Source organism: Phenylobacterium sp., assembly GCF_030693625.1.
In the GTDB taxonomy this organism is placed as follows: Bacteria; Pseudomonadota; Alphaproteobacteria; order Caulobacterales; family Caulobacteraceae; genus Phenylobacterium; species Phenylobacterium ferrooxidans.
In genome coordinates this window covers 22,925-40,412 of the sequence record NZ_JAUYAF010000076.1, presented here as the reverse complement: position 1 = coordinate 40,412, position 17,488 = coordinate 22,925, and the positions used below count along the sequence as shown (strand labels likewise).

The following is a 17,488-nucleotide window of genomic DNA, read 5'->3' as shown; positions in this document are numbered from 1 at the left end:
CAGTAAAATCAGGTCCCGCTCAGCAATGAGCGGGACCCTTTTACGTTAGTGCACTTTCGCCTTGCCGATCTGCAGGCCTTCGTCCGTGGCGCCGACCTCGATCACCGAGCCGTCCTGGAAGTCCCCGGCCAGGAGCTTCTTGGCGATGGGGTCGATCAGCTCCTTCTGGATCACCCGCTTGAGCGGCCGAGCCCCATAGACCGGGTCGTAGCCGCGATCGGCGATCCAGTGATTGGCCGCAGTGTCCAGGGTGATGGACATCCGGCGGGCGGCCAGCAGCTTCTCCACCCGCTGCATCTGGATACCAACGATGTTGTCCATCTCCGACCGGCCCAGCCGCTTGAAGAGGATGATCTCGTCAATCCGGTTCAGGAACTCAGGCCGGAAGTGGCGGCGCACGACGTCCATGACCATGGGCCGGACCTCCTCGACATCCTCGCCCTCCGACTGGCCGGCCAGGAATTCCGAGCCAAGGTTGGAGGTCATGATCAGGATGGTGTTGCGGAAGTCGACCGTGCGGCCCTGGCCGTCGGTCAAACGGCCGTCGTCCAGCACCTGCAGCAGGATATTGAAGACGTCGGGGTGGGCCTTCTCCACCTCGTCGAACAGCACGACCTGATAGGGCCTGCGGCGCACCGCCTCGGTGAGCGCCCCGCCCTCGTCGTAGCCAACATAGCCGGGGGGCGCGCCGATCATGCGGCTGACCGAGTGCTTCTCCATGTACTCGCTCATGTCCATCCGGGTGATGGCGGCCTCGTCGTCGAACATGAATTCGGCCAGAGCCTTGGTGAGCTCGGTCTTGCCCACGCCGGTCGGGCCGAGGAACAGGAACGAGCCGATGGGCCGGGCCGGATCCTGCAGCCCTGCGCGGGCGCGGCGGACGGCGTCGGAGACGGCGACCAGGGCCTCCTCCTGACCGACCACGCGGCCCCTCAGGGCGTCTTCCATCGCCAGCAGCTTCTCGCGTTCGCCCTCGAGCATCTTCTCGACGGGGACCCCGGTCCAGCGGCTGACCACGGCGGCGATCTGCTCGGCGTCCACCACCTCGGGACTGACGGCGTCGGTGGGCTCCTTGGCCTCCTCCTCGGCCAAGCGGCGTTCGAGGCCCGGGATTTCGCCATAGGCGATCTCCGAGGCGCGCTGCAGGTCGCCCCGGCGCTGGGCGGCGACAAGCTCGGCGCGCAGGCGGTCGACGGCCTCGCGGAGCTGGGCGGACTGGCCGACCTTCTCCTTCTCGGCGCGCCATTTGGCGGTCATCTCCTGGGACTCGGATTCAAGCTCGGAGAGTTCCTCCTCGAGCTTTTCCAGGCGGTGCTTGGAAGCCGCGTCGGTCTCCTTGGTCAGGGCCTCGCGCTCGATCTTCAGCTGCACGACGCGGCGGTCGATCTCGTCGAGTTCCTCGGGCTTGCTGTCGACCGCCATGCGCACGCGGCTGCCGGCCTCGTCAATCAGGTCGATGGCCTTGTCGGGCAGGAAGCGGTCGGTGATGTAGCGGTGCGACAGGGTGGCGGCGGCCACGATGGCGCTGTCGGAAATCCGCACCCCGTGGTGCAGCTCGTACTTCTCCTTGAGGCCGCGCAGGATGGAGACGGTATCCTCCACCGTGGGCTCGTCGACAAAGACTGGCTGGAAGCGGCGCGCGAGCGCCGGGTCCTTCTCCACGTGCTTACGGTATTCATCGAGGGTGGTGGCGCCGACGCAGTGCAGCTCGCCCCGCGCCAGGGCCGGCTTAAGCAGGTTGGAGGCGTCCATCGCCCCGTCGCTCTTCCCCGCGCCCACCAGGGTGTGCATCTCGTCGATGAACAGGATGATCGAGCCCTCGGCGGCGATCACCTCGTTGAGCACCGCCTTCAGGCGCTCCTCGAACTCGCCGCGGTACTTCGCCCCAGCGATCAGGGCGCCCATGTCGAGGGACAAGAGCTTCTTGTCCTTCAGGCCTTCGGGGACGTCGCCGTTGATGATGCGCAGGGCCAGGCCCTCGACGATGGCGGTCTTGCCCACGCCGGGTTCGCCGATCAGCACGGGGTTGTTCTTGGTGCGGCGCTGCAGCACCTGGATGGTGCGGCGGATCTCCTCGTCGCGGCCGATCACCGGGTCGAGCTTGCCGTCACGGGCCGCCTGGGTCAGGTCACGGGCGTAGCGCTTGAGGGCGTCATAGCCTTCCTCGGCCGAAGCGCTATCGGCCGTGCGGCCCTTGCGGACCGCCTTGGCGGCTTCCTCAAGGCCAGGCGCCGTGGCGCCGGCGGACGACAGGGCCTTGCCCGCCTCCCCGCCTTCCTTGGCGATGGCGATCAGCAGGCGTTCGGTGGTGACGAAGGCGTCGCCGGCCGCCTTGGCGCCGCTCTCGGCCTCGGCGAAGACTCGGGCCGTCTCAGGGGCCATGTAGATCTGGCCCGAGCCGCCCTCCACGCGGGGACGCTTGGAGAGCAGTGTGTCAGTCGCCGGTTCGACGACATCGGGCCGCCCGCCGGCGCTCTCGATGAGGGCGCGGGAGAGGCCGTCCTTCTCCTCAAGCAGAACCTTGAGCAGGTGTTCGGGCGCGAGCTGCTGGTGCCCCCTGGCCATGGCCAGGCTCTGGGCGGACTGGATCGCCTGTTTGGCGCGGTCGGAATAGAGGTCGATATTCATGAGGTCCCCTCGTAAGGCGGATTAGCGGGGCCGCCTTGATCAAGCGCAACCTCCACGGCCTCGATGTAGGTGTGGCCCTTTCGCCACACAAGCGTGGCGGCCGGAAAAGTTAGGGCCGGCCGGCGGCCTGGAGCCGGAGCGCCGCATTCTCGGCCTCCAGCGCCTCGAGCCGCTCGCGCATGGGTCCCAGCACCATCTCGATCTCCGGGCCGGTGAAGCGCCGGGTAATGTGTTGCGGACAGTTCCAGTCGAAGGCTTCCAGCTTCAGCACGAACGCCCGCTCCGGGCGTCCCTTGTAGCTGGGGTCGGTCAGGCGCGCGGCCAGCTCAGGATCGGCGGCCAGGTCGCGGACCTCCATGTGGGCCAGGATCTTGAGCCGCGCCTGGTTGGGATAGTCCATCAGGATCAGGGCGACCCGGTCGTCGGCGACGACATTGCCCAGGCTGATATACTGGCGGTTCCCGCGATAGTCGGCGAAGCCCAGGGTGGTCTCGTCCAGCACCCGCAGGAAACCCCGCGGGCCGCCGCGATGCTGCACATAGGGCCAGCCACTCTCCGACACGCTGGCAAGGTAGAAGCTGTCGCGCTCGCTAATGAAGGCCGCTTCATTTTCGGTGAACCGGTCGGAGGTCCGCTCGCCCTCGAACCGTTCCCAGATCTTGCGGGCGCCATTGGCCGCCTGGGCCGACTGCACGCTGGGGGTGGCGAGCCGGTCGAGGTAGTCGTAGGCCATGGCGTCAGCTCCGAAGCAGGCTTGCTAGATCATGCCGCCAACCTCCGATGACAACCCTGATGTCTAGGCCCGCGGTTTCTCCAGCAGAACAAACCAGGTGTGGTTGAACATGCCCTCGTCGATGACCTGGAACCCCGCGTTCGCGGCGAGGGCCCGCCACCGCGCCTTGCTGGTGAGGAACAGGGACAAGACGTTGCCAACGGCGAACATGGCGAGGCCTGGAACCCAGACCGCCATCAGGAACCGGCCGCCCGGCCTGAGCACACGCAGGGTTTCCGAAAGGGCGCCGGCCTTCCCACTCCCCAGGTGATCATAGACGTGGGTGCTGACGGCGGCGTCGAAGTGGTTGTCGGCGAAGGCCATGGCGGTCAGGTCGCCGCTCACGATGTCGACTCGCCCGGTGAGGTCGGCGACCTTCAGGTTGTTGTCCAGCAGGGCCCGACCGCCGCCGTCGATATAGCCGGCGTCGAAGCGGTCGAAGGCCACCACCCGCCCCGACTTCAGGGTGCGGGCGAGGGCGATGGTGGTCCGCCCGCTGCCGCAACCGGCGTCGAGCACGAGGTCATGGTCGCTCGACAACAGGTCCACCATGGGCAGGACCACGTGGTCGGTGCGGCGGAAGCCGCGCATCACCGCATTGCCCACCAGCAGGAGAGCCGAGAGACCCACGAGGGCGAAGGCCAGGGGCCAGGTTCCCGGCCGCGTCAGCTGCAGAAGGACGGCGGCGGCCAGTGTGATGAGGGCGGCGATGGCCAGCCCGTTCATCCAGCCCGGCCCCCAGCCGAAGTCGTAAGCCCGCGCCGAACGCGCCGCACCTGTCAGCCGAGGGAGCCGGTTGCTCAGACCCGAGACAAAGAGGGTGCTGAGTACGACCACCCCGCCGACGATGTGGAAGCCGGCGAACAGCAAGAGGGAATTCGACACCACCGCCAGCCTGGGGGCGAAGACCATCAAGGCCAGGCCGGCGGCGACGCCGACCACGGCCATCAGCCACATGTGTCCGTGAGGGTTTCGATTGGCGTGTTCAGCAGCCATGGGTGGGCTCCATCGGATTGGCGTGGGCCTTGCGCAGCCCCGCCCTGGCCCTAACCTCTAGCGTTAGTCCGGCCCGTCCGGGCCGGACACGGCCCAAGGATTGTCCAGTTTCCGGACATGGCGCGCGCGTTGTCCGGCGCGGAGGTGGTCTTGATGGATTTCGCAGACAGCCGGCCGATCCAGCGCACCAAGGCGGCGCTCTTCGACGCCTTCGTCGAGCTGGTCCTGGAGCGCCGCTACGACCAACTCAGGGTGGCCGACATCATCGCCCGCGCCGGGGTCGGCCGCTCAACCTTCTACGAGCACTATGAGGGCAAGGACGACCTGCTGAAGGCGGGGCTGTCGGGGCCCTTCGGGGTCCTGGCCGACATGCTCGGGCCGCAGCACGACGACGCGCGCCTGCTGGCGGTGGTGGAGCACTTCTGGGAGAACCGGCGGGTGGGCGCCGTCCTTTTCGCGGCGCCGACCCGGCCGCTGCTGGCCAAGACGCTGGCCGGTCTCATCGAGGCGCGGCTGCGGGCCCGGCCGGAGATCCGGAACCCAACTCTTCTCGCGGCCCAGCTGGCCGGGGGACAGTTGGGCCTGTTGAGCACCTGGCTCGCGGGCCACACGCCGGCCACCCCGGAGGCGGTCGTCGAAATGCTCTACGCCGCGGCTCAGGCCGTGCCGCCAGCCTAGGCTTACTGCCGCGCCATCTCCGCCTCGCCCAGCAGCTCGCCGTCCAGGTCCTGGTCGGCGTCCATGGTGACGACGACGCGCCGCAGCTTGCCGGTGAAGGTGAAGGGGGCGGCATAGGGGGCGACGGGGCTGCCCCGGTCGCGGCCGATATCCAGGCCCGACCAGGAGATGAAGGTGGCGAAGCCGATATGGGTCTTCACCTCGCCGGCCACGCGCCCGTCGATCGCCAGGGTGAAGGTGCGGCCGTCGGAGCCCTGGCGGCAGCGCAGGGCGAGCTTGCGCAGACCTGGCGCGATGGGCTCGGCGGAGCTGACCGTCGCCAAGGCGCCACCGACGTTCAGGGTGTGATGCAGCCGGCCGTCCTGGACATAGAAGGAGTACCCGCAGGTGGCGTCGCCGTGGGCCAGCAGCACCCCGTCCGCGCCGCCCGGCGGGATCACCGCCTCGGCCTCGATGACGTAGGAGCGGCTGCGCACGTCCGGCGCCACGTCGGCGGGCAGGTGGCCCATGCCGGGGTGGAAGACGAAGCGTTTGCGGGCGCCGTGATAACGCAGGGCGTTCTCGGCGAAGCGGGGGCCAAAGCGGTCATCGAGCGGCAGGACCTTGTAGGTCTCGGCGGCCTTCCACCACTCGGCCACCAGGGCGGCCAGCTTTTCCGGCTCGGCGGCGGCGAGGTCGCGGGTCTCCGAGAAGTCGGCGTCGAGGCGGTAGAGCTCCCAGACATCGGTGTCGAAGGGCGTGCCGGGCGGGTGGAAGGCCACGGCCTTCCAGCCGTCCTTCCAGAGGCCGCGGTGGCCGAACATCTCGAAGTGCTGGGACTTGGCCTTGCTGGGAACCGAGGGGTCCTTAAGGGAGGCGGCGAAGCTGACGCCCTCCAGCGGCATCTGTGGGACCCCGGCGATAACCTGCGGCGGCTCCAGGCCCAGGATGTCCAGCAGGGTGGGCGTGAAGTCGCTGACATGAGCGAACTGGGTCCGCAGCTCGCCGCGCGCGGCCAGGCCGTTCTTCCAGGAGATCACCAGGGGATCGCGGATACCGCCGCCGTGGGTGTTCTGCTTATAGCGGCGCAGGGGGGTGTTGGAGGCCATGGCCCAGCCCTGCGGGAAGTTGGAATGACTGTCGGGCCCGCCGATGTCGTCGATCCGGGCCAGCTTCTCGGCCATAGGCTCGAACTTCAGATTGTAGGAGCCCATGGCGTTGACCATGCCCAGGGGCCCACCCTCCTGGCTGGCGCCATTGTCGGACATGACCACGATCAGGGTGTCGTCCTTGATGCCGGCCTCCTCCAGGAAGGCCACCAGCCGGGCGAGATGCCGGTCGGCGTGGTCGAGCATGCCGGCAAACGCGCTCTGCAGGCGGGTGAAGACCCGCTTGTCGTCCGGCAGGCAGTCGTCCCAGGCGCGGATGCCGTCGTTGCGGTCGGGCATGACGGTGTCAGGCGGCACGATGCCCATCGCCGTCTGGCGGGCCAGGCGCTGCTCGCGCTCCACGTCCCAACCGTGCTCGAAGACCGGGTCGTACTGACGGATGATGTGCTGCGGCGCCTGGTGCGGGGCGTGGCAGGCGGCGGGCGCCAGCCACAGCAGCCAGGGCTTGTCCGGGGCATCGGCCTGGTGGTCGGCGATGAAGCGGATCGACTGGTCCACCAGGTCGGCGGTCAGGTGATAGCCCTCGGCATAGCTCGTGGGCTGCTCGATGGGGGTGTTGTCGCGCACCAGCTCGGGCGCGAACTGGTCGGTCTCGGCGTCCATGAAGCCGTAGAAGCGGTCGAAGCCGCGCCCAAGGGGCCAGCCGTCGAAAGGACCCGAAGGGCCGGTCTCGGTCAGGGGCGTCGCGTGCCACTTGCCCACCATGTAGGTGGAATAGCCGTGCGGTTTGAGCATCTCCGGCAGGGTCCCGGCCTCGCGGGCGATCTTGCCGCGATAGCCCGGGAAGCCTGAGTCGAAGTTCGAGAGGCAGCCCATTCCCACCGAGTGGTGGTTCCGGCCGGTCAGCAGCGCCGCCCGCGTGGTGGAGCACATGGCCGTGGTGTGGAAGCCGGTATAGCGCAGGCCGTCGGCGGCGAGCGCATCGATGGTGGGCGTCTTGATCGGCGAGCCGTAGCAGCCGAAGTCGGAGAACCCGACATCGTCGAATAGAACGACCAGGATGTTGGGCGCGCCTTTCGGCGGCGTAGGCTGCGGCGGCCAGTAGGGCGTGGAGTCCGCCAGGGTCGCCCCGATCTTCGCCGCCATCGCATCCTCCGGAAAACTATTGGCAGAAGAGATGCCAGTTTTTCCGGAGGACGGGAAGAGGCCCTGCTCGCCTTACTTCTGGGTCGCGTAGAGCTTCACCACCGAATGCAGGAAATCCCGGCCCTCATAGAGGGAGCGGACCCGGATGCGCTCGTTCAGACCGTGGGTCCCGCCGCCATCCGGATCGCCGAACATGCCTGAGAGACCGTAGCTGGGGATGCCGGCGGCGTTGGTGAAGCGGCTGTCCGTGGCCCCGGTGCTCATGGTCGGCACCAGGGGAACGCCCGGCCACATCTGGTTGGAGACCTGCTCGATGGGACCCAGGATCGCGCGGGTCAGCGGCGGCGGCGGCGAGACGGGGCTGGGGACGCCCACCATGGTGACGGCGATCTTGTCGTCGGCGAACACCTTCACCAGCTGGGCCTTCACCGATTCCAGGCTCTCACCCGGCAGGATGCGGCAGTTCACATTGGCCTGCGCCCGCTGCGGCAAGGCATTGGGGGCGTGGCCGGCGTCGACCATGGTGGCCACGCAGGTGGTGCGCATCATGGAATTGCGGCTGGCGTCCTTGATCACCTGCGCGATGGCCGCGGCGTTGGTGGGATCCTTGGCGACGGCCGCCATGGCCGCGCCCGAGGCGCCGCCCTCGATCATCGACATCTTCTCGAAGTGGTTCTTCGTGGCGTCGTTCAGCCGAATGGGGAAGTCATAGGCGGCCAGCCGGTCGATGGCGGCGGCCAGGTGGTAGATGGCGTTGTCCTTCGACGGCCGCGAGGAGTGGCCGCCGGGGTTGGTCGTGACCAGGGTGAAGTCCTGATAGACCTTCTCCCCGGCCTGGACGCCGAGGAACTGGCGATTGCCCTCCGCGTCGAGCCGCCCGCCCGCGCCCTCGTTCAGGGCGAACTGCGCCTCCATCAGCGGGCGATGGTGCTTCAGGAGCCACTCGACCCCGTCGAAGGTGTCCGACGTCTCCTCGCCGCAGGTCAGGACCAGGCGCAGGCCGCGCCGCGGCTTGAAGCCCTCGGCCTTGTAGCGGATCAGGCTGTCGGTGAAGACCGCCGCCATGGCCTTATCGTCGCTGGCGCCCCGGGCGTAGAAATAGCCGCCCTCCTCGATCAGGGTGAAGGGGTCCCGCTCCCAGTCGGCGCGGTTGGCCTCCACGACGTCGAGGTGGGCCAGCAGCATGATCGGCTTCAGCTTTGCATCCGTCCCGGCCAGGGTGGCGACGAGGTTGCCGTCCTTGGGACGCTCGGCGGGGACTAGGACCTGGACGTCCTTGTCGGCGTAACCGGCGGCCTTCAGGCGCGCGCCCATCTTCTCGGCGGCGGCGGTGCAGCTGCCTACTGAGAGCGTGGTGTTGGTCTCCACCAGCTCCTTGTAGAGCGCACGGAAGGCGACCTGGTCGGGCCGGGTCTGGGCCTGGGCCGCGGAGGCCGAAAGGGTCGCGGCGCCGAGCGCGGCGAGGAGGACGGTGCGGATCATGTGAAGGCCCCAATCGACTGTTGGGCGGGACCCTAGGCAGGGGCGTCACGGGGAGCAAGGATGTGACGGCGCCCAATGCTGCCGTATCGTGGGTTGCGCGCTGGAGAAGCGTCTCATGACCGTGGATGATTTCTTCGCGAGGCATCCCGAAGCTCGCGCCGTTCATGAGGCCGTCCAGGCCGCCGTGGAGGCCATCGGCCCGGCGCGGGTGCGGGTCGGGAAGAGTCAGGTGGGCTTTTCTCGCGCACATCCCTTCGCCGCGACCTGGCGGCCGGAACAGTACCTGAGGCGAGCAAGAGCGCCGCTCGTCCTGTCGGTCTATTTGCGGCGACGAGACGCCTCACTGCGCTGGAAGGAGGTCGTGGAGCCCAGGCCCGGCCGCTTCACGCACCATCTAGAACTCTCATCCGCGCAGGAGGTCGATGACTTCGTGCGGGCGCGTCTGGCGGAGGCCTGGAAGGAGGCCGGCTAGGTCAGTTCAGCGACGCCTTCTTCACCGGCGCAGACGGCAGGGGGGCGATGTTGACGCCTTCTTCCTTGAGGTCGCGGACCTCGGCGGGGGTGGCTTCGCCGTAGATGCCGCGGTTCTCGGACTTGCCGGCGTGGATGGCGCGGGCCTCGTCGGCGAAGGTGTCGCCGACATAGTCGAAGTTGTCCTCGACGTGCTGACGTACCTCGGCCATCGCCTGCATCATGACTTCGCGGGCGGCCGGCGTCATGTCTGGGGTGTTGCGCTTCGTGCCGGCCACCATGGGGGCCATGATCTGTTTGGTGACGGCGGTCGAGCCGCAGGTCGGGCAGCCGATCTGGCCGGCGTCGGCCTGGGCGTCATAGTCCTCCGACGAGCCGAACCAGCCCTCGAATTCGTGGGCGTGGTCGCAGGCGAGCGCATAGCGGATCATGCGAGGGCCGCCGGTGGGGCGAAGGCCCGAGCGTTGGCGAGCGCCGGGATCGCGGAACGCGCCTTGCCGACGGCGGCGAGGTCGAGGTCCACCACCAGGACGCCGGGCTCGTCATGGGCCAGTTCGCCGAGAATCTCGCCCCAGGGGGCGATGGCGAGGGTGTGGCCCCAGGTGCCGCGGCGGTCCTCGTGGAAGCCGCCCTGGGCCGGCGCCAGCACGAAGCTGCCGGTCTCGATGGCCCGGGCGCGCAACAGGATCTCCCAGTGCGCCTCGCCCGTCGGCCGGGTGAAGGCGGCCGGGACCATCATCACCTGGGCGCCGGCCAGGGCGAGGGCCCGATAGACCGCCGGGAAGCGCATGTCGTAGCAGATGGTCAGGCCGAGCGGCGTCTCGCCGGCGAGCGCCGTGACGGCGCGGTCGCCGGGCTCGTAGGTCTCGCTCTCGCGCGCGCTCTCGCCGGTGGGCAGGTCGACGTCGAACATGTGCAGCTTGTCGTAGGTGGCGGTGATCTCACCGTTGGGCGAGATGAGCGCCGCGCGGTTGGCGGCCTTGCCGTCCTCGCGCAGCACCAAAGCCGAGCCGATCAGCAGCCAGACGCCGAGCTCCTTGGCGAGCGCCTGCATGCCGAGGACGACGGGATCCTCGGCCAGCAGCTTGAGCTGCGGCAGCAGGGCCGCCTTGTCCTTCTGCAGGATGTTGCTGGCCTCGGGCGTGGCGATGAAGGTCGCGCCTTTGGCGGCGGCCTCCCGCACCAGCGGCGCGAGGTGGTCGAGCGCCGCGGCGTGGCTGGCGGGGGTCCGGGTCTGGATCAGTCCGACGCGCAAGGTCATGGGCTATCTACAAGCCCGCAACGCCCGGCTTGGCAAGGCTCAAGCGGCCAGCAGGGGGTCCAGCTTGCCGTCCCGCTCCAGGGCCATCATGTCGTCGCAACCGCCGATGTGCTCCTCGCCGATGAAGATCTGCGGGAAGGTGGCGCGGCCGTTGGACCGCTGCATCATTTCCTTTCGCTTCTCCGGGTCGAAGGCGGCCTCGATCTCGGTGAACTCGACGCCCTTCTTCTCCAGCAGGGAGACGGCGCGGACGCAGTAGGGGCAGAAGGGCTTGGTGTAGATGGTGACTTGGGTCATGGCTCCACTAACGCCGAAAGAGGTTGAAGGATCTCATATGGGGGTGTTCGCCGCTTCTTTCACCCTGACCACCACCGCCACGTCGATGCAGGCGGCCCCGGCCTTGAGCAGAGCGCGCGCGCAGCCTTCGAGGGTGGCGCCGGTGGTCATGACGTCATCAATCAGCAGGATTCGCCGGCCCGCCACCTGTTTCGCGCGGCTGGGCGGCACGGCGAAGGCCGCCGCCACATTCCTGCGCCGACCGGAGCCGGACTTGCCGCCCTGTGTCTCCGTGGCGCGCACCCGGGTCAGGGCATCGGGCAGATAGAGCACGCCGGACAGCCGGCTGAGCGGCCGGGCGATCTCGGCGGCCTGGTTATAGCGGCGTCCCAGCAGACGGGTGGGATGCAGCGGCACCGGGGCGATGGCGTGGGCCTCGGCGATCAGGTCGCGCGCCGAGCGGCTGATCCAGCGGGCGAAAAGGGGGGGCCAGATCGGTGCGGTCGGCGTGCTTGAGCTGCAGGATCGGGCCGCGCGAGGCGTCGTCATAGAGGCAGGCGGCCCGGGCCCGGGCGAAGGCGCGGGGCTTGGCCAGGCAGGCGGCGCATCGCACCCCCTCCCCCAGGGAATATTCGAACGGTGTCCCGCAGCCGTCGCAGACCGGGTCGGCGAGGAAGGTGATCTGGCTCCAGCCGGGTGCGGTAAGGCCGGTGGCCAGCGGCCGAGGTCCGTCGTCCAGGGACTGAGGCGGGAACAGGAGGTCCAAAGCGGTCCGCGCGGCGGATTTCATGCGCGGCCCTGGTTTCCACCAGGCCTCCGACACGTCATCTTGCAGGCTCATGTCCGCCCCGCCCCTGCTCTTCGACCGCGCCCAGCTGCGCGCCCGCCTGACCCGCGCCGCGCCCGGCTACGGAAACGCCGACTTCCTCAAGCGCCGCGCGGCGGAGGACGCCGTGGTGCGCCTGGAGGCGATCCTGCGGGAGTTTCCGCGCGCCGTCGACCTCGGGGCCCGCAACGGGGCCTTTCGTGAGGCGCTGAGGGCGAGTGATGCGGCGAGCCGGGTAGGCCTGCTGGTGGAGGCCGACCTCTCGCCGGCCATGCTGGCCGGCCGCGACGGTCCGCGCATCGTCGCCGACGAGGAGCGCCTGCCCTTCGCCTTCGGGTCGCTGGACCTGGTTGTCTCGACCCTGGCCCTGCACTGGACCAATGACGTGGTGGGCGCCCTGATCCAGATCCGGCGGGCCTTGAAGCCGGACGGCCTGTTCATCGGCTCGATGTTCGGCGGGGCGACCCTCACAGAGCTGCGGGCCTCCCTGCTGTCGGCGGAGATCGAGCTGACCGGCGGCGCGGCGAGCCGCATCTCGCCCTTCGCCGACGCCTATGACGCCGCGGGCCTGCTCCAGCGGTCAGGCTTTGCGCTGCCCGTCGTCGACGTGGACCGGGTGACCGTGCGCTATTCCCATCCCATCAAGCTGCTGGCCGACCTGCGGGCCATGGGTGAGACCAGCGTCCTGGCCGATCGCCACCCGCGCGCCCTGACCAAGACCCTGCTGGCGCGAGCGATGGAGATCTATGTCGAGCGATTCGCCGAGCCGGACGGCCGGGCGCCCGCGACCTTCGAGATCCTGACGCTCACCGGCTGGACCCCCGACGCCAGCCAGCAGCAGCCCCTGAAGCCCGGCAGCGCCAAGATGCGGCTGGCCGACGCCCTGGGGACGATCGAACAGCCGCTGCCGCGGGACGAGGACTGAACTTTAGGCGCCAGGTGAAGTTGTTCCGGCGACCCCCAAAACTGGTTCGGTTACCTAACGAGTTTCAGCTTGATCATGGCGTTTCTCCGGTTGCGTTGATCCGGGTTCTATTGCCATCCTGCTGCCACCGTAGTGGCGGCAACAGTGGAGCTTTGGCCCGATGAGACGCGCCGACCGCCTGTTCCAGATCATCCAGATTCTGCGCCGCTCGCGCCGTCCAGTGACCGCCGATGCATTGGCCGAGGAGCTGGAGACCTCCAAGCGCACGGTCTATCGCGATGTGGCCGACCTGATGGCCCAGCGGGTGCCGGTGCGCGGCGAGGCGGGCATCGGCTATGTGCTGGACCAGGGCTATGACCTGCCGCCCCTGATGCTGACGCCTGACGAGATCGAGGCCGCGGTGCTGGGCGCCCAGTGGGTGGCCAGCCGGGGGGACGCGGCGCTCGCCATGGCCGCCCAGGACCTGATCGCCAAGATCAGCGCCGCCATTCCCGAACGCCTGCGGCCCTATATCGACGCCCCGTCCCTGGGCGCCGCCAAGTCGTGGAAGCTCCAGCCCGACGCCATCGACATGGCCCAGGTCCGCGCCCAGATTCACGCCGGCCGCAAGATCGCCATCCACTACAAGGACGAGCAGGGCCGCGACAGCGAGCGCACCATCTGGCCGGTGACCATCGGCTATCACGACACTGTCCGGATGCTGATGGCCTGGTGCGAGATGCGCCAGGACTTCCGCTCCTTCCGCGCCGACCGGGTGACCGGCGCCGAGTTCCTGGAGGACCGCTATCCCGAACGCCCCGCGGTCCTGAGGGCCAAGTGGCGCAGGGTGATGGAGGAGCGGCGCTGCGAGGAGATCGAGAAGTTCAAGGCGCGGGACGCGGCGGCGGAGCGGCCGTAGCCTCCGGCCGCCTCTGCTGATCCAGCGCCACCACCATGTCTGCCCGGCCCGGCATCTCGGCCAGGATATGGCGGGTCAGGCGTTCGTAGTGGGCGATGAAGTCTGCGACCTGGGCGTCGGTCATGGCGCGCTTCAGGTCGCCGCCTTCGCGGGTCAGGCGGGCGCGCAGCTTGGCCTCCTGCTCCTGGCGCCAGGCCAGGACCACCTCGAAGCTGGGCGCCTTCAGCAGGACCAGCAGGTCGATGCGGGCGAAGAGGTCCTGATAGGGGCCGGCGAGGGCGTCATTGACGAAGGTCCGCCAGCGGCCGTCGGGGTCGCGGTCACGCTCCAGGGTGTTGATGGGCGCAGCGATATCAGCCTGCGGAACGGCGCCGACGCACCAACCCTCGAACAGGATGACGTCCACCGGCCCGGCGACAGGCGCGCCCTGGAGCCGTCGGTCGTCGGCCGCCTTGTCGAAGGCGGGCAGCAGGGTCTCGCCCGGGCCGGCCAGGCCATCAAGCACCGCCAGGCCCAGGGCCACATCATGGGTTCCCGGCACACCGCGCGTGGCCAGCAGCGGATGGACCTCGCGCGCCAGATCCTGGCGCTGAGCGCGGGTGAGGTAGAGGTCGTCCAGCGAGAGAGAGGCCACCTTGAGCCCCTTGTCCTCCAGCACGCGACGCAGGACGGCGGTCAGGGTCGACTTGCCGCTGGCCTGGCTCCCACAGACCCCCACGACGAAGCCCGGCGTTCGGGCGTCGGCGACGATCCGCGCGGCCAGGGGCGCGCAGATCGCCAGGGCGGTCTCGGCGAAGTCCGGAGGCAAGCCCTCGGCGGCGATGAAGTCGGAAAGCCAGGCGTCCATGGCGAAGGGTTTAGAGCAACCGCCGCGCAAATTCCCCATCTCCGCGCCTCCCGGCGAAGGCCGGGACCCAGGTCGGAGGTCACACCTCAGGGCCAAGCATTCTGAACGCGGTGGATGCATCTGGGCCCTGGCCTTCGCCGGGGTGAGCGGTTGATTAGCTGATGGCCGTCTCGATGGCGGTGGCGGCCTTGTTCATCAGGTCAAACAGCACGGTCTGGAAGGCGCCGATGGCGGCCACCACCGCCATGCCCAGGACGCCGGCCAGGATCGCGTACTCGATCATGGTGGCCCCGCGATCGTCCCGCAGGAAGGCGATCAGATGAGATCGCGCAGCCAGGCCACCAGCGGCGCATCGGCCGGCGGCATCGGATAGTCGCCGAGTCTTGAGGGTTTCACCCATGCCAGCGCCGCGTGCTCCCTGGCCGTGATCACGCCATCCCATCGACGGCACAGGTAGAGTGGCATCATGAGGTGAAAGGATTCGTAACTGTGGCTGGCGAAGACGAAGGGGGCCAGGCAGGCCTGGGTCACACCGATGCCCAGCTCCTCCTCCAGCTCGCGGATCAGGCACGCTTCCGGGGTCTCGCCGGGCTCGAGCTTGCCGCCGGGAAACTCCCAGAGGCCGGCGAGCGTCTTGCCCTCCGGCCGCTGGGCGATCAGCACGCGGCCGTCGCTATCGATCAGGGCGGCGGCGGCGACAAGCACCATGGGTTTGGGATCGGCCATGGCGCCTGCATCGCGGGCCGGAAGACGAAATGCAACAGCCGGGACGAATGACGCGGGGTGACGGTGGCGTCGCGCGACAGGGCAGGTAGTCTAGACCCAAGGCCCCCTGAGAGGCCCGGGAGACGCCGGTGATCGACCTCTACTATGCCGCCACGCCCAACGGCTGGAAGATCAGCATCATGCTGGAGGAGTGCGGCCTGCCCTATGCCGTGCATCCGGTGAACCTGGGCCGTGGCGAGCAGTTCGCGCCCGACTTTCTGAAGCTCAGCCCCAACAACCGCATCCCGGCCATCGTCGACCAGGACCCGGCCGACGGCGGGGCGCCGATCGGGGTCTTCGAGACCGGCGCCATCCTGGTCTATCTGGCCGAGAAGACCGGCCGCTTCCTGCCCGCCGATGTGAGGAGCCGCTCCAGCGTCATGCAGTGGCTGATGTGGCAGGTGGGTGGGCTGGGGCCGATGCTGGGCCAGAACGGCCACTTCAAGCTCTATGCGCCGGAGAAGATCGCCTACGCCATCGACCGCTACGAGCGGGAGGCCGCGCGCCTGTACGGCGTGCTGGATGGCCAGTTGGGGCGGACAGGCGCCTATGTGGGCGGCGACGACTATTCCATCGCCGACATGGCCTGCTTCCCCTGGCTGATCACCCACAAGGCGCAGGGCTTCACCCTGGACGACTATCCCCATATCAAGCGCTGGTTCGCCACGGTGCGGGCGCGGCCGGGCGTGGTGGCGGGGACCTCGGTGGGCCGGATGGCGCGGCCGGGCGAGATGGACGCCCAGACCAAGCAGAACCTCTTTGGGATCGCCGCCACATGATCGAGTGCTTCTTCGACTGCTCCAGCCCCTGGACCTATCTGGCCTTCCACAACCTGCAGCCGATGGCGGCGGAGCTGGGGGTGGAGATCGACTGGCGGCCGATCCTGGTGGGGGGCATCTTCAACACCGTGAACCCCTCGGTCTATGAGCAGCGGGCCACACCGGTACCGGCCAAGGCGCGCTACATGAAGAAGGACCTGGAGGACTGGGCGCGGCACTCCGGCGTCAGGATCGCCTTCCCGCCCAAGGTCTTCCCGGTGAACAGCGTGAAAGCCATGCGCGGCTGCATATGGCTCGCGCCGCAGGGCAAGCTCGTCGCCTTCGCCGACGCGGTGTTCAGGGCCTACTGGACTGACAACCGCGACATCTCACAGGACGAGGTGCTGGCGGAGATTTGCCACGCCGTCGGGATCGACCCGGCGGACTTCCTCGCAGGCATCGCCGAGCCCGCGGTCAAGGATCAGCTGCGGCTGAACACCGAGGAGGTGATCGCCCGGGGCGGCTTCGGCTCCCCGACCATCTTCGTGAACCGCACCGACATGTACTTCGGCAACGACCGCCTGCCCCTGATCGCCGACGCGGTCGCGGCGCTCAAGGACCACAAAGCATGAGCCGCGAGACCATCCTCGAGCCGGACCTGCCGATCGTCGATCCGCACCATCACCTGTGGGACCGGCCCGCGGCCCTGATGGCCGCCCTGCCACCGCCCAAGCACGGCTTCGAGCACGTGACCCGGCGCGTGCCGCGCTACCTGTTCCCGGAACTGCTGGCCGACATGACCTGCGGCCATAACGTCAAGGCCACCGTCTATATGGAGTGCGGCTCCATGTACCGGCGCAGCGCCACGCCGGCCATGCGGCCCGTCGGCGAGACCGAGTTCGTCAACGGCGTCGCGGCCATGTCAGCCAGCGGCCTCTACGGCGATGTCCTGGCCTGCGCCGGCATCGTCGGCCATGCCGACTGCAATCTCGGCGGGGCGGTGCGCGAGGTGCTGGAGGCCCATATCGCCGCCGGCGGCGGGCGGTTCCGGGGCATCCGCCAGAGCGCGTCGTCCGATCCCGACAAGGACGTGCTGGGGCCGCTGGCCCGGCAGGAGGGCGGCCTCTACATGTCGGCCAAGTTCCGCGAGGGCTTTGCGCAGCTGGCGCCGCTCGGCCTCTCCTTCGACGCCTGGATGCTGGAGCCGCAGCTTCCCGACCTGATCGACCTGGCCCGCGCCTTCCCCGACACCCAGATCATCCTCGACCACGTCGGCACCCCGCTGGGCATCGCCAGCTATGCCGGCAAGCGGGAGGAGCGCTTCCCGATCTGGAAGGCGAACATCCTGGCGCTCGCCGAACTCCCCAATGTGGCGGTGAAGCTGGGGGGCCTGGCGATGGTGTTCCCGGGCTTTTCCTCCTTCATGTCCGACCCGCCGACCTCGTCGGAGGCGCTGGCGGCGGAGTGGAAGCCCTATATCGAAACCTGCATCGAGGCTTTCGGACCTGATCGCGGCATGTTCGAGAGCAACTTCCCGGTCGATATCGGCACCTGCGACTACGACGTGCTGTGGAACGCCTTCAAGGTGCTGGCCAAGGGGGCCTCGGCGGCGGAGAAGACGGCGCTGTTCTCGGGCACGGCCACCAAGATCTACCGTCTCGACCTGTGAGG

Annotated in this window: 20 protein-coding genes; 7 read left to right on the top strand and 13 right to left on the bottom strand. The window is 68.8% G+C overall.

Annotated features, from left to right (window positions below):
- Nucleotides 1-45 precede the first annotated feature (45 nt).
- The 3 genes from clpB to Q8N10_RS17905 form a co-directional block, all read right to left on the bottom strand.
- Nucleotides 46-2,628: an ATP-dependent chaperone ClpB gene (gene clpB, locus Q8N10_RS17915; RefSeq protein WP_304774574.1), complete on the bottom strand. Its 2,583-nt coding sequence runs from the start codon at nucleotides 2,626-2,628 to the stop codon at nucleotides 46-48.
- Nucleotides 2,629-2,737: 109 nt separating this feature from the next.
- The gene (locus Q8N10_RS17910) at nucleotides 2,738-3,361 is read right to left on the bottom strand and encodes a pyridoxamine 5'-phosphate oxidase family protein (RefSeq protein WP_304774572.1); all 624 of its coding nucleotides are present in this window, start codon (nucleotides 3,359-3,361) and stop codon (nucleotides 2,738-2,740) included.
- Nucleotides 3,362-3,424: 63 nt separating this feature from the next.
- Nucleotides 3,425-4,396, bottom strand: a complete 972-nt coding sequence (locus Q8N10_RS17905; protein WP_304774570.1) for a class I SAM-dependent methyltransferase — start codon at nucleotides 4,394-4,396, stop codon at nucleotides 3,425-3,427.
- A 153-nt stretch (nucleotides 4,397-4,549) separates the two neighbouring features.
- On the opposite strand from Q8N10_RS17905, the gene Q8N10_RS17900 reads away from it, so the two are divergent.
- Entirely contained in the window at nucleotides 4,550-5,074 is a 525-nt protein-coding gene (locus Q8N10_RS17900) for a TetR/AcrR family transcriptional regulator (protein WP_304774568.1), read from the top strand.
- A 2-nt stretch (nucleotides 5,075-5,076) separates the two neighbouring features.
- Here Q8N10_RS17900 and Q8N10_RS17895 read toward each other — a convergent pair whose 3' ends face one another.
- Both Q8N10_RS17895 and Q8N10_RS17890 read right to left on the bottom strand, forming a co-directional pair.
- Nucleotides 5,077-7,308 carry an arylsulfatase gene (locus Q8N10_RS17895; RefSeq protein WP_304774566.1) on the bottom strand — a complete coding sequence of 744 codons (2,232 nt, stop codon included), beginning with the start codon at nucleotides 7,306-7,308 and terminating at the stop codon, nucleotides 5,077-5,079.
- Nucleotides 7,309-7,380: 72 nt separating this feature from the next.
- Entirely contained in the window at nucleotides 7,381-8,790 is a 1,410-nt protein-coding gene (locus Q8N10_RS17890; RefSeq protein ID WP_304774564.1) for a M20/M25/M40 family metallo-hydrolase, read from the bottom strand.
- 115 nt (nucleotides 8,791-8,905) lie between these two features.
- Here Q8N10_RS17890 and Q8N10_RS17885 point away from each other — a divergent pair, with 115 nt between their 5' ends.
- Nucleotides 8,906-9,262 (top strand): DUF5655 domain-containing protein, encoded by a 357-nt coding sequence (locus Q8N10_RS17885; RefSeq protein WP_304774562.1) that lies wholly within the window; start codon nucleotides 8,906-8,908, stop codon nucleotides 9,260-9,262.
- A 1-nt stretch (nucleotide 9,263) separates the two neighbouring features.
- On the opposite strand, the gene Q8N10_RS17880 is transcribed toward Q8N10_RS17885, so the two are convergent.
- The 5 genes from Q8N10_RS17880 to Q8N10_RS21090 are packed head-to-tail and all read right to left on the bottom strand — an operon-like array spanning nucleotide 9,264 to nucleotide 11,639.
- The gene (locus tag Q8N10_RS17880; protein WP_304774561.1) at nucleotides 9,264-9,692 is read right to left on the bottom strand and encodes a DUF1178 family protein; all 429 of its coding nucleotides are present in this window, start codon (nucleotides 9,690-9,692) and stop codon (nucleotides 9,264-9,266) included.
- On the bottom strand, nucleotides 9,689-10,522 hold the full coding sequence (locus Q8N10_RS17875) for a carbon-nitrogen hydrolase family protein (protein ID WP_304774559.1): 834 nt from the start codon (nucleotides 10,520-10,522) through the stop codon (nucleotides 9,689-9,691). Before Q8N10_RS17875 ends, Q8N10_RS17880 begins: the two co-directional genes overlap by 4 nt.
- 39 nt (nucleotides 10,523-10,561) lie before the next feature.
- A complete protein-coding gene (gene grxC, locus Q8N10_RS17870; protein ID WP_304774557.1) occupies nucleotides 10,562-10,819 on the bottom strand; it encodes a glutaredoxin 3 in 258 nt (85 codons plus the stop codon).
- 33 nt (nucleotides 10,820-10,852) lie between these two features.
- Complete coding sequence (locus tag Q8N10_RS21095) at nucleotides 10,853-11,215, bottom strand: ComF family protein (protein WP_370690156.1); 363 nt, start codon at nucleotides 11,213-11,215, stop codon at nucleotides 10,853-10,855.
- Nucleotides 11,175-11,639: a hypothetical protein gene (locus tag Q8N10_RS21090; protein ID WP_370690155.1), complete on the bottom strand. Its 465-nt coding sequence runs from the start codon at nucleotides 11,637-11,639 to the stop codon at nucleotides 11,175-11,177. The genes Q8N10_RS21095 and Q8N10_RS21090 overlap by 41 nt, the downstream gene beginning before the upstream one ends.
- Between Q8N10_RS21090 and Q8N10_RS17860 the strand changes: the two genes are divergently transcribed.
- Nucleotides 11,638-12,549: a methyltransferase domain-containing protein gene (locus Q8N10_RS17860; protein WP_304774555.1), complete on the top strand. Its 912-nt coding sequence runs from the start codon at nucleotides 11,638-11,640 to the stop codon at nucleotides 12,547-12,549. The genes Q8N10_RS21090 and Q8N10_RS17860 overlap by 2 nt on opposite strands.
- Nucleotides 12,550-12,709: 160 nt before the next feature.
- The gene (locus tag Q8N10_RS17855; RefSeq protein ID WP_304774553.1) at nucleotides 12,710-13,447 is read left to right on the top strand and encodes a YafY family protein; all 738 of its coding nucleotides are present in this window, start codon (nucleotides 12,710-12,712) and stop codon (nucleotides 13,445-13,447) included.
- Here Q8N10_RS17855 and Q8N10_RS17850 read toward each other — a convergent pair.
- The 3 genes from Q8N10_RS17850 to mutT form a co-directional block, all read right to left on the bottom strand.
- Nucleotides 13,413-14,294: a kinase gene (locus Q8N10_RS17850; RefSeq protein WP_304774551.1), complete on the bottom strand. Its 882-nt coding sequence runs from the start codon at nucleotides 14,292-14,294 to the stop codon at nucleotides 13,413-13,415. The genes Q8N10_RS17855 and Q8N10_RS17850 overlap by 35 nt on opposite strands.
- Before the next feature lie 154 nt (nucleotides 14,295-14,448).
- On the bottom strand, nucleotides 14,449-14,694 hold the full coding sequence (locus tag Q8N10_RS17845; RefSeq protein WP_304774550.1) for a Flp family type IVb pilin: 246 nt from the start codon (nucleotides 14,692-14,694) through the stop codon (nucleotides 14,449-14,451).
- The gene (mutT, locus tag Q8N10_RS17840; RefSeq protein WP_304774548.1) at nucleotides 14,610-15,020 is read right to left on the bottom strand and encodes an 8-oxo-dGTP diphosphatase MutT; all 411 of its coding nucleotides are present in this window, start codon (nucleotides 15,018-15,020) and stop codon (nucleotides 14,610-14,612) included. Before mutT ends, Q8N10_RS17845 begins: the two co-directional genes overlap by 85 nt.
- A gap of 128 nt (nucleotides 15,021-15,148) precedes the next feature.
- Between mutT and Q8N10_RS17835 the strand changes: the two genes are divergently transcribed.
- From Q8N10_RS17835 to Q8N10_RS17825, 3 genes are read left to right on the top strand one after another with little or no spacing between them, the layout of a single operon-like run.
- On the top strand, nucleotides 15,149-15,838 hold the full coding sequence (locus Q8N10_RS17835) for a glutathione binding-like protein (protein WP_304774547.1): 690 nt from the start codon (nucleotides 15,149-15,151) through the stop codon (nucleotides 15,836-15,838).
- On the top strand, nucleotides 15,835-16,449 hold the full coding sequence (locus Q8N10_RS17830) for a 2-hydroxychromene-2-carboxylate isomerase (RefSeq protein WP_304774545.1): 615 nt from the start codon (nucleotides 15,835-15,837) through the stop codon (nucleotides 16,447-16,449). The genes Q8N10_RS17835 and Q8N10_RS17830 overlap by 4 nt, the downstream gene beginning before the upstream one ends.
- On the top strand, nucleotides 16,446-17,486 hold the full coding sequence (locus tag Q8N10_RS17825) for an amidohydrolase (RefSeq protein WP_304774543.1): 1,041 nt from the start codon (nucleotides 16,446-16,448) through the stop codon (nucleotides 17,484-17,486). Before Q8N10_RS17830 ends, Q8N10_RS17825 begins: the two co-directional genes overlap by 4 nt.
- Nucleotides 17,487-17,488: the final 2 nt, after the last annotated feature.

Excerpts from the sequence above, each read along its gene's own strand:
- Q8N10_RS17885 (WP_304774562.1), top strand. The coding sequence starts at position 8,906 with ATGACCGTGGATGATTTCTTCGCGAGGCATCCCGAAGCTCGCGCCGTT.
- Q8N10_RS17825 (WP_304774543.1), top strand. The coding sequence starts at position 16,446 with ATGAGCCGCGAGACCATCCTCGAGCCGGACCTGCCGATCGTCGATCCG.
- Q8N10_RS21090 (WP_370690155.1), bottom strand. The coding sequence starts at position 11,639 with ATGAGCCTGCAAGATGACGTGTCGGAGGCCTGGTGGAAACCAGGGCCG.
- Q8N10_RS17860 (WP_304774555.1), top strand. The coding sequence starts at position 11,638 with ATGTCCGCCCCGCCCCTGCTCTTCGACCGCGCCCAGCTGCGCGCCCGC.
- Q8N10_RS17830 (WP_304774545.1), top strand. The coding sequence starts at position 15,835 with ATGATCGAGTGCTTCTTCGACTGCTCCAGCCCCTGGACCTATCTGGCC.
- Q8N10_RS17850 (WP_304774551.1), bottom strand. The coding sequence starts at position 14,294 with ATGGACGCCTGGCTTTCCGACTTCATCGCCGCCGAGGGCTTGCCTCCG.
- Q8N10_RS17880 (WP_304774561.1), bottom strand. The coding sequence starts at position 9,692 with ATGATCCGCTATGCGCTCGCCTGCGACCACGCCCACGAATTCGAGGGC.
- clpB (WP_304774574.1), bottom strand. The coding sequence starts at position 2,628 with ATGAATATCGACCTCTATTCCGACCGCGCCAAACAGGCGATCCAGTCC.
- Q8N10_RS17855 (WP_304774553.1), top strand. The coding sequence starts at position 12,710 with ATGAGACGCGCCGACCGCCTGTTCCAGATCATCCAGATTCTGCGCCGC.
- Q8N10_RS17910 (WP_304774572.1), bottom strand. The coding sequence starts at position 3,361 with ATGGCCTACGACTACCTCGACCGGCTCGCCACCCCCAGCGTGCAGTCG.
- Q8N10_RS17905 (WP_304774570.1), bottom strand. The coding sequence starts at position 4,396 with ATGGCTGCTGAACACGCCAATCGAAACCCTCACGGACACATGTGGCTG.
- mutT (WP_304774548.1), bottom strand. The coding sequence starts at position 15,020 with ATGGCCGATCCCAAACCCATGGTGCTTGTCGCCGCCGCCGCCCTGATC.
- Q8N10_RS17900 (WP_304774568.1), top strand. The coding sequence starts at position 4,550 with ATGGATTTCGCAGACAGCCGGCCGATCCAGCGCACCAAGGCGGCGCTC.
- Q8N10_RS17890 (WP_304774564.1), bottom strand. The coding sequence starts at position 8,790 with ATGATCCGCACCGTCCTCCTCGCCGCGCTCGGCGCCGCGACCCTTTCG.
- Q8N10_RS17845 (WP_304774550.1), bottom strand. The coding sequence starts at position 14,694 with ATGGGTGAAACCCTCAAGACTCGGCGACTATCCGATGCCGCCGGCCGA.
- Q8N10_RS17895 (WP_304774566.1), bottom strand. The coding sequence starts at position 7,308 with ATGGCGGCGAAGATCGGGGCGACCCTGGCGGACTCCACGCCCTACTGG.
- grxC (WP_304774557.1), bottom strand. The coding sequence starts at position 10,819 with ATGACCCAAGTCACCATCTACACCAAGCCCTTCTGCCCCTACTGCGTC.
- Q8N10_RS17875 (WP_304774559.1), bottom strand. The coding sequence starts at position 10,522 with ATGACCTTGCGCGTCGGACTGATCCAGACCCGGACCCCCGCCAGCCAC.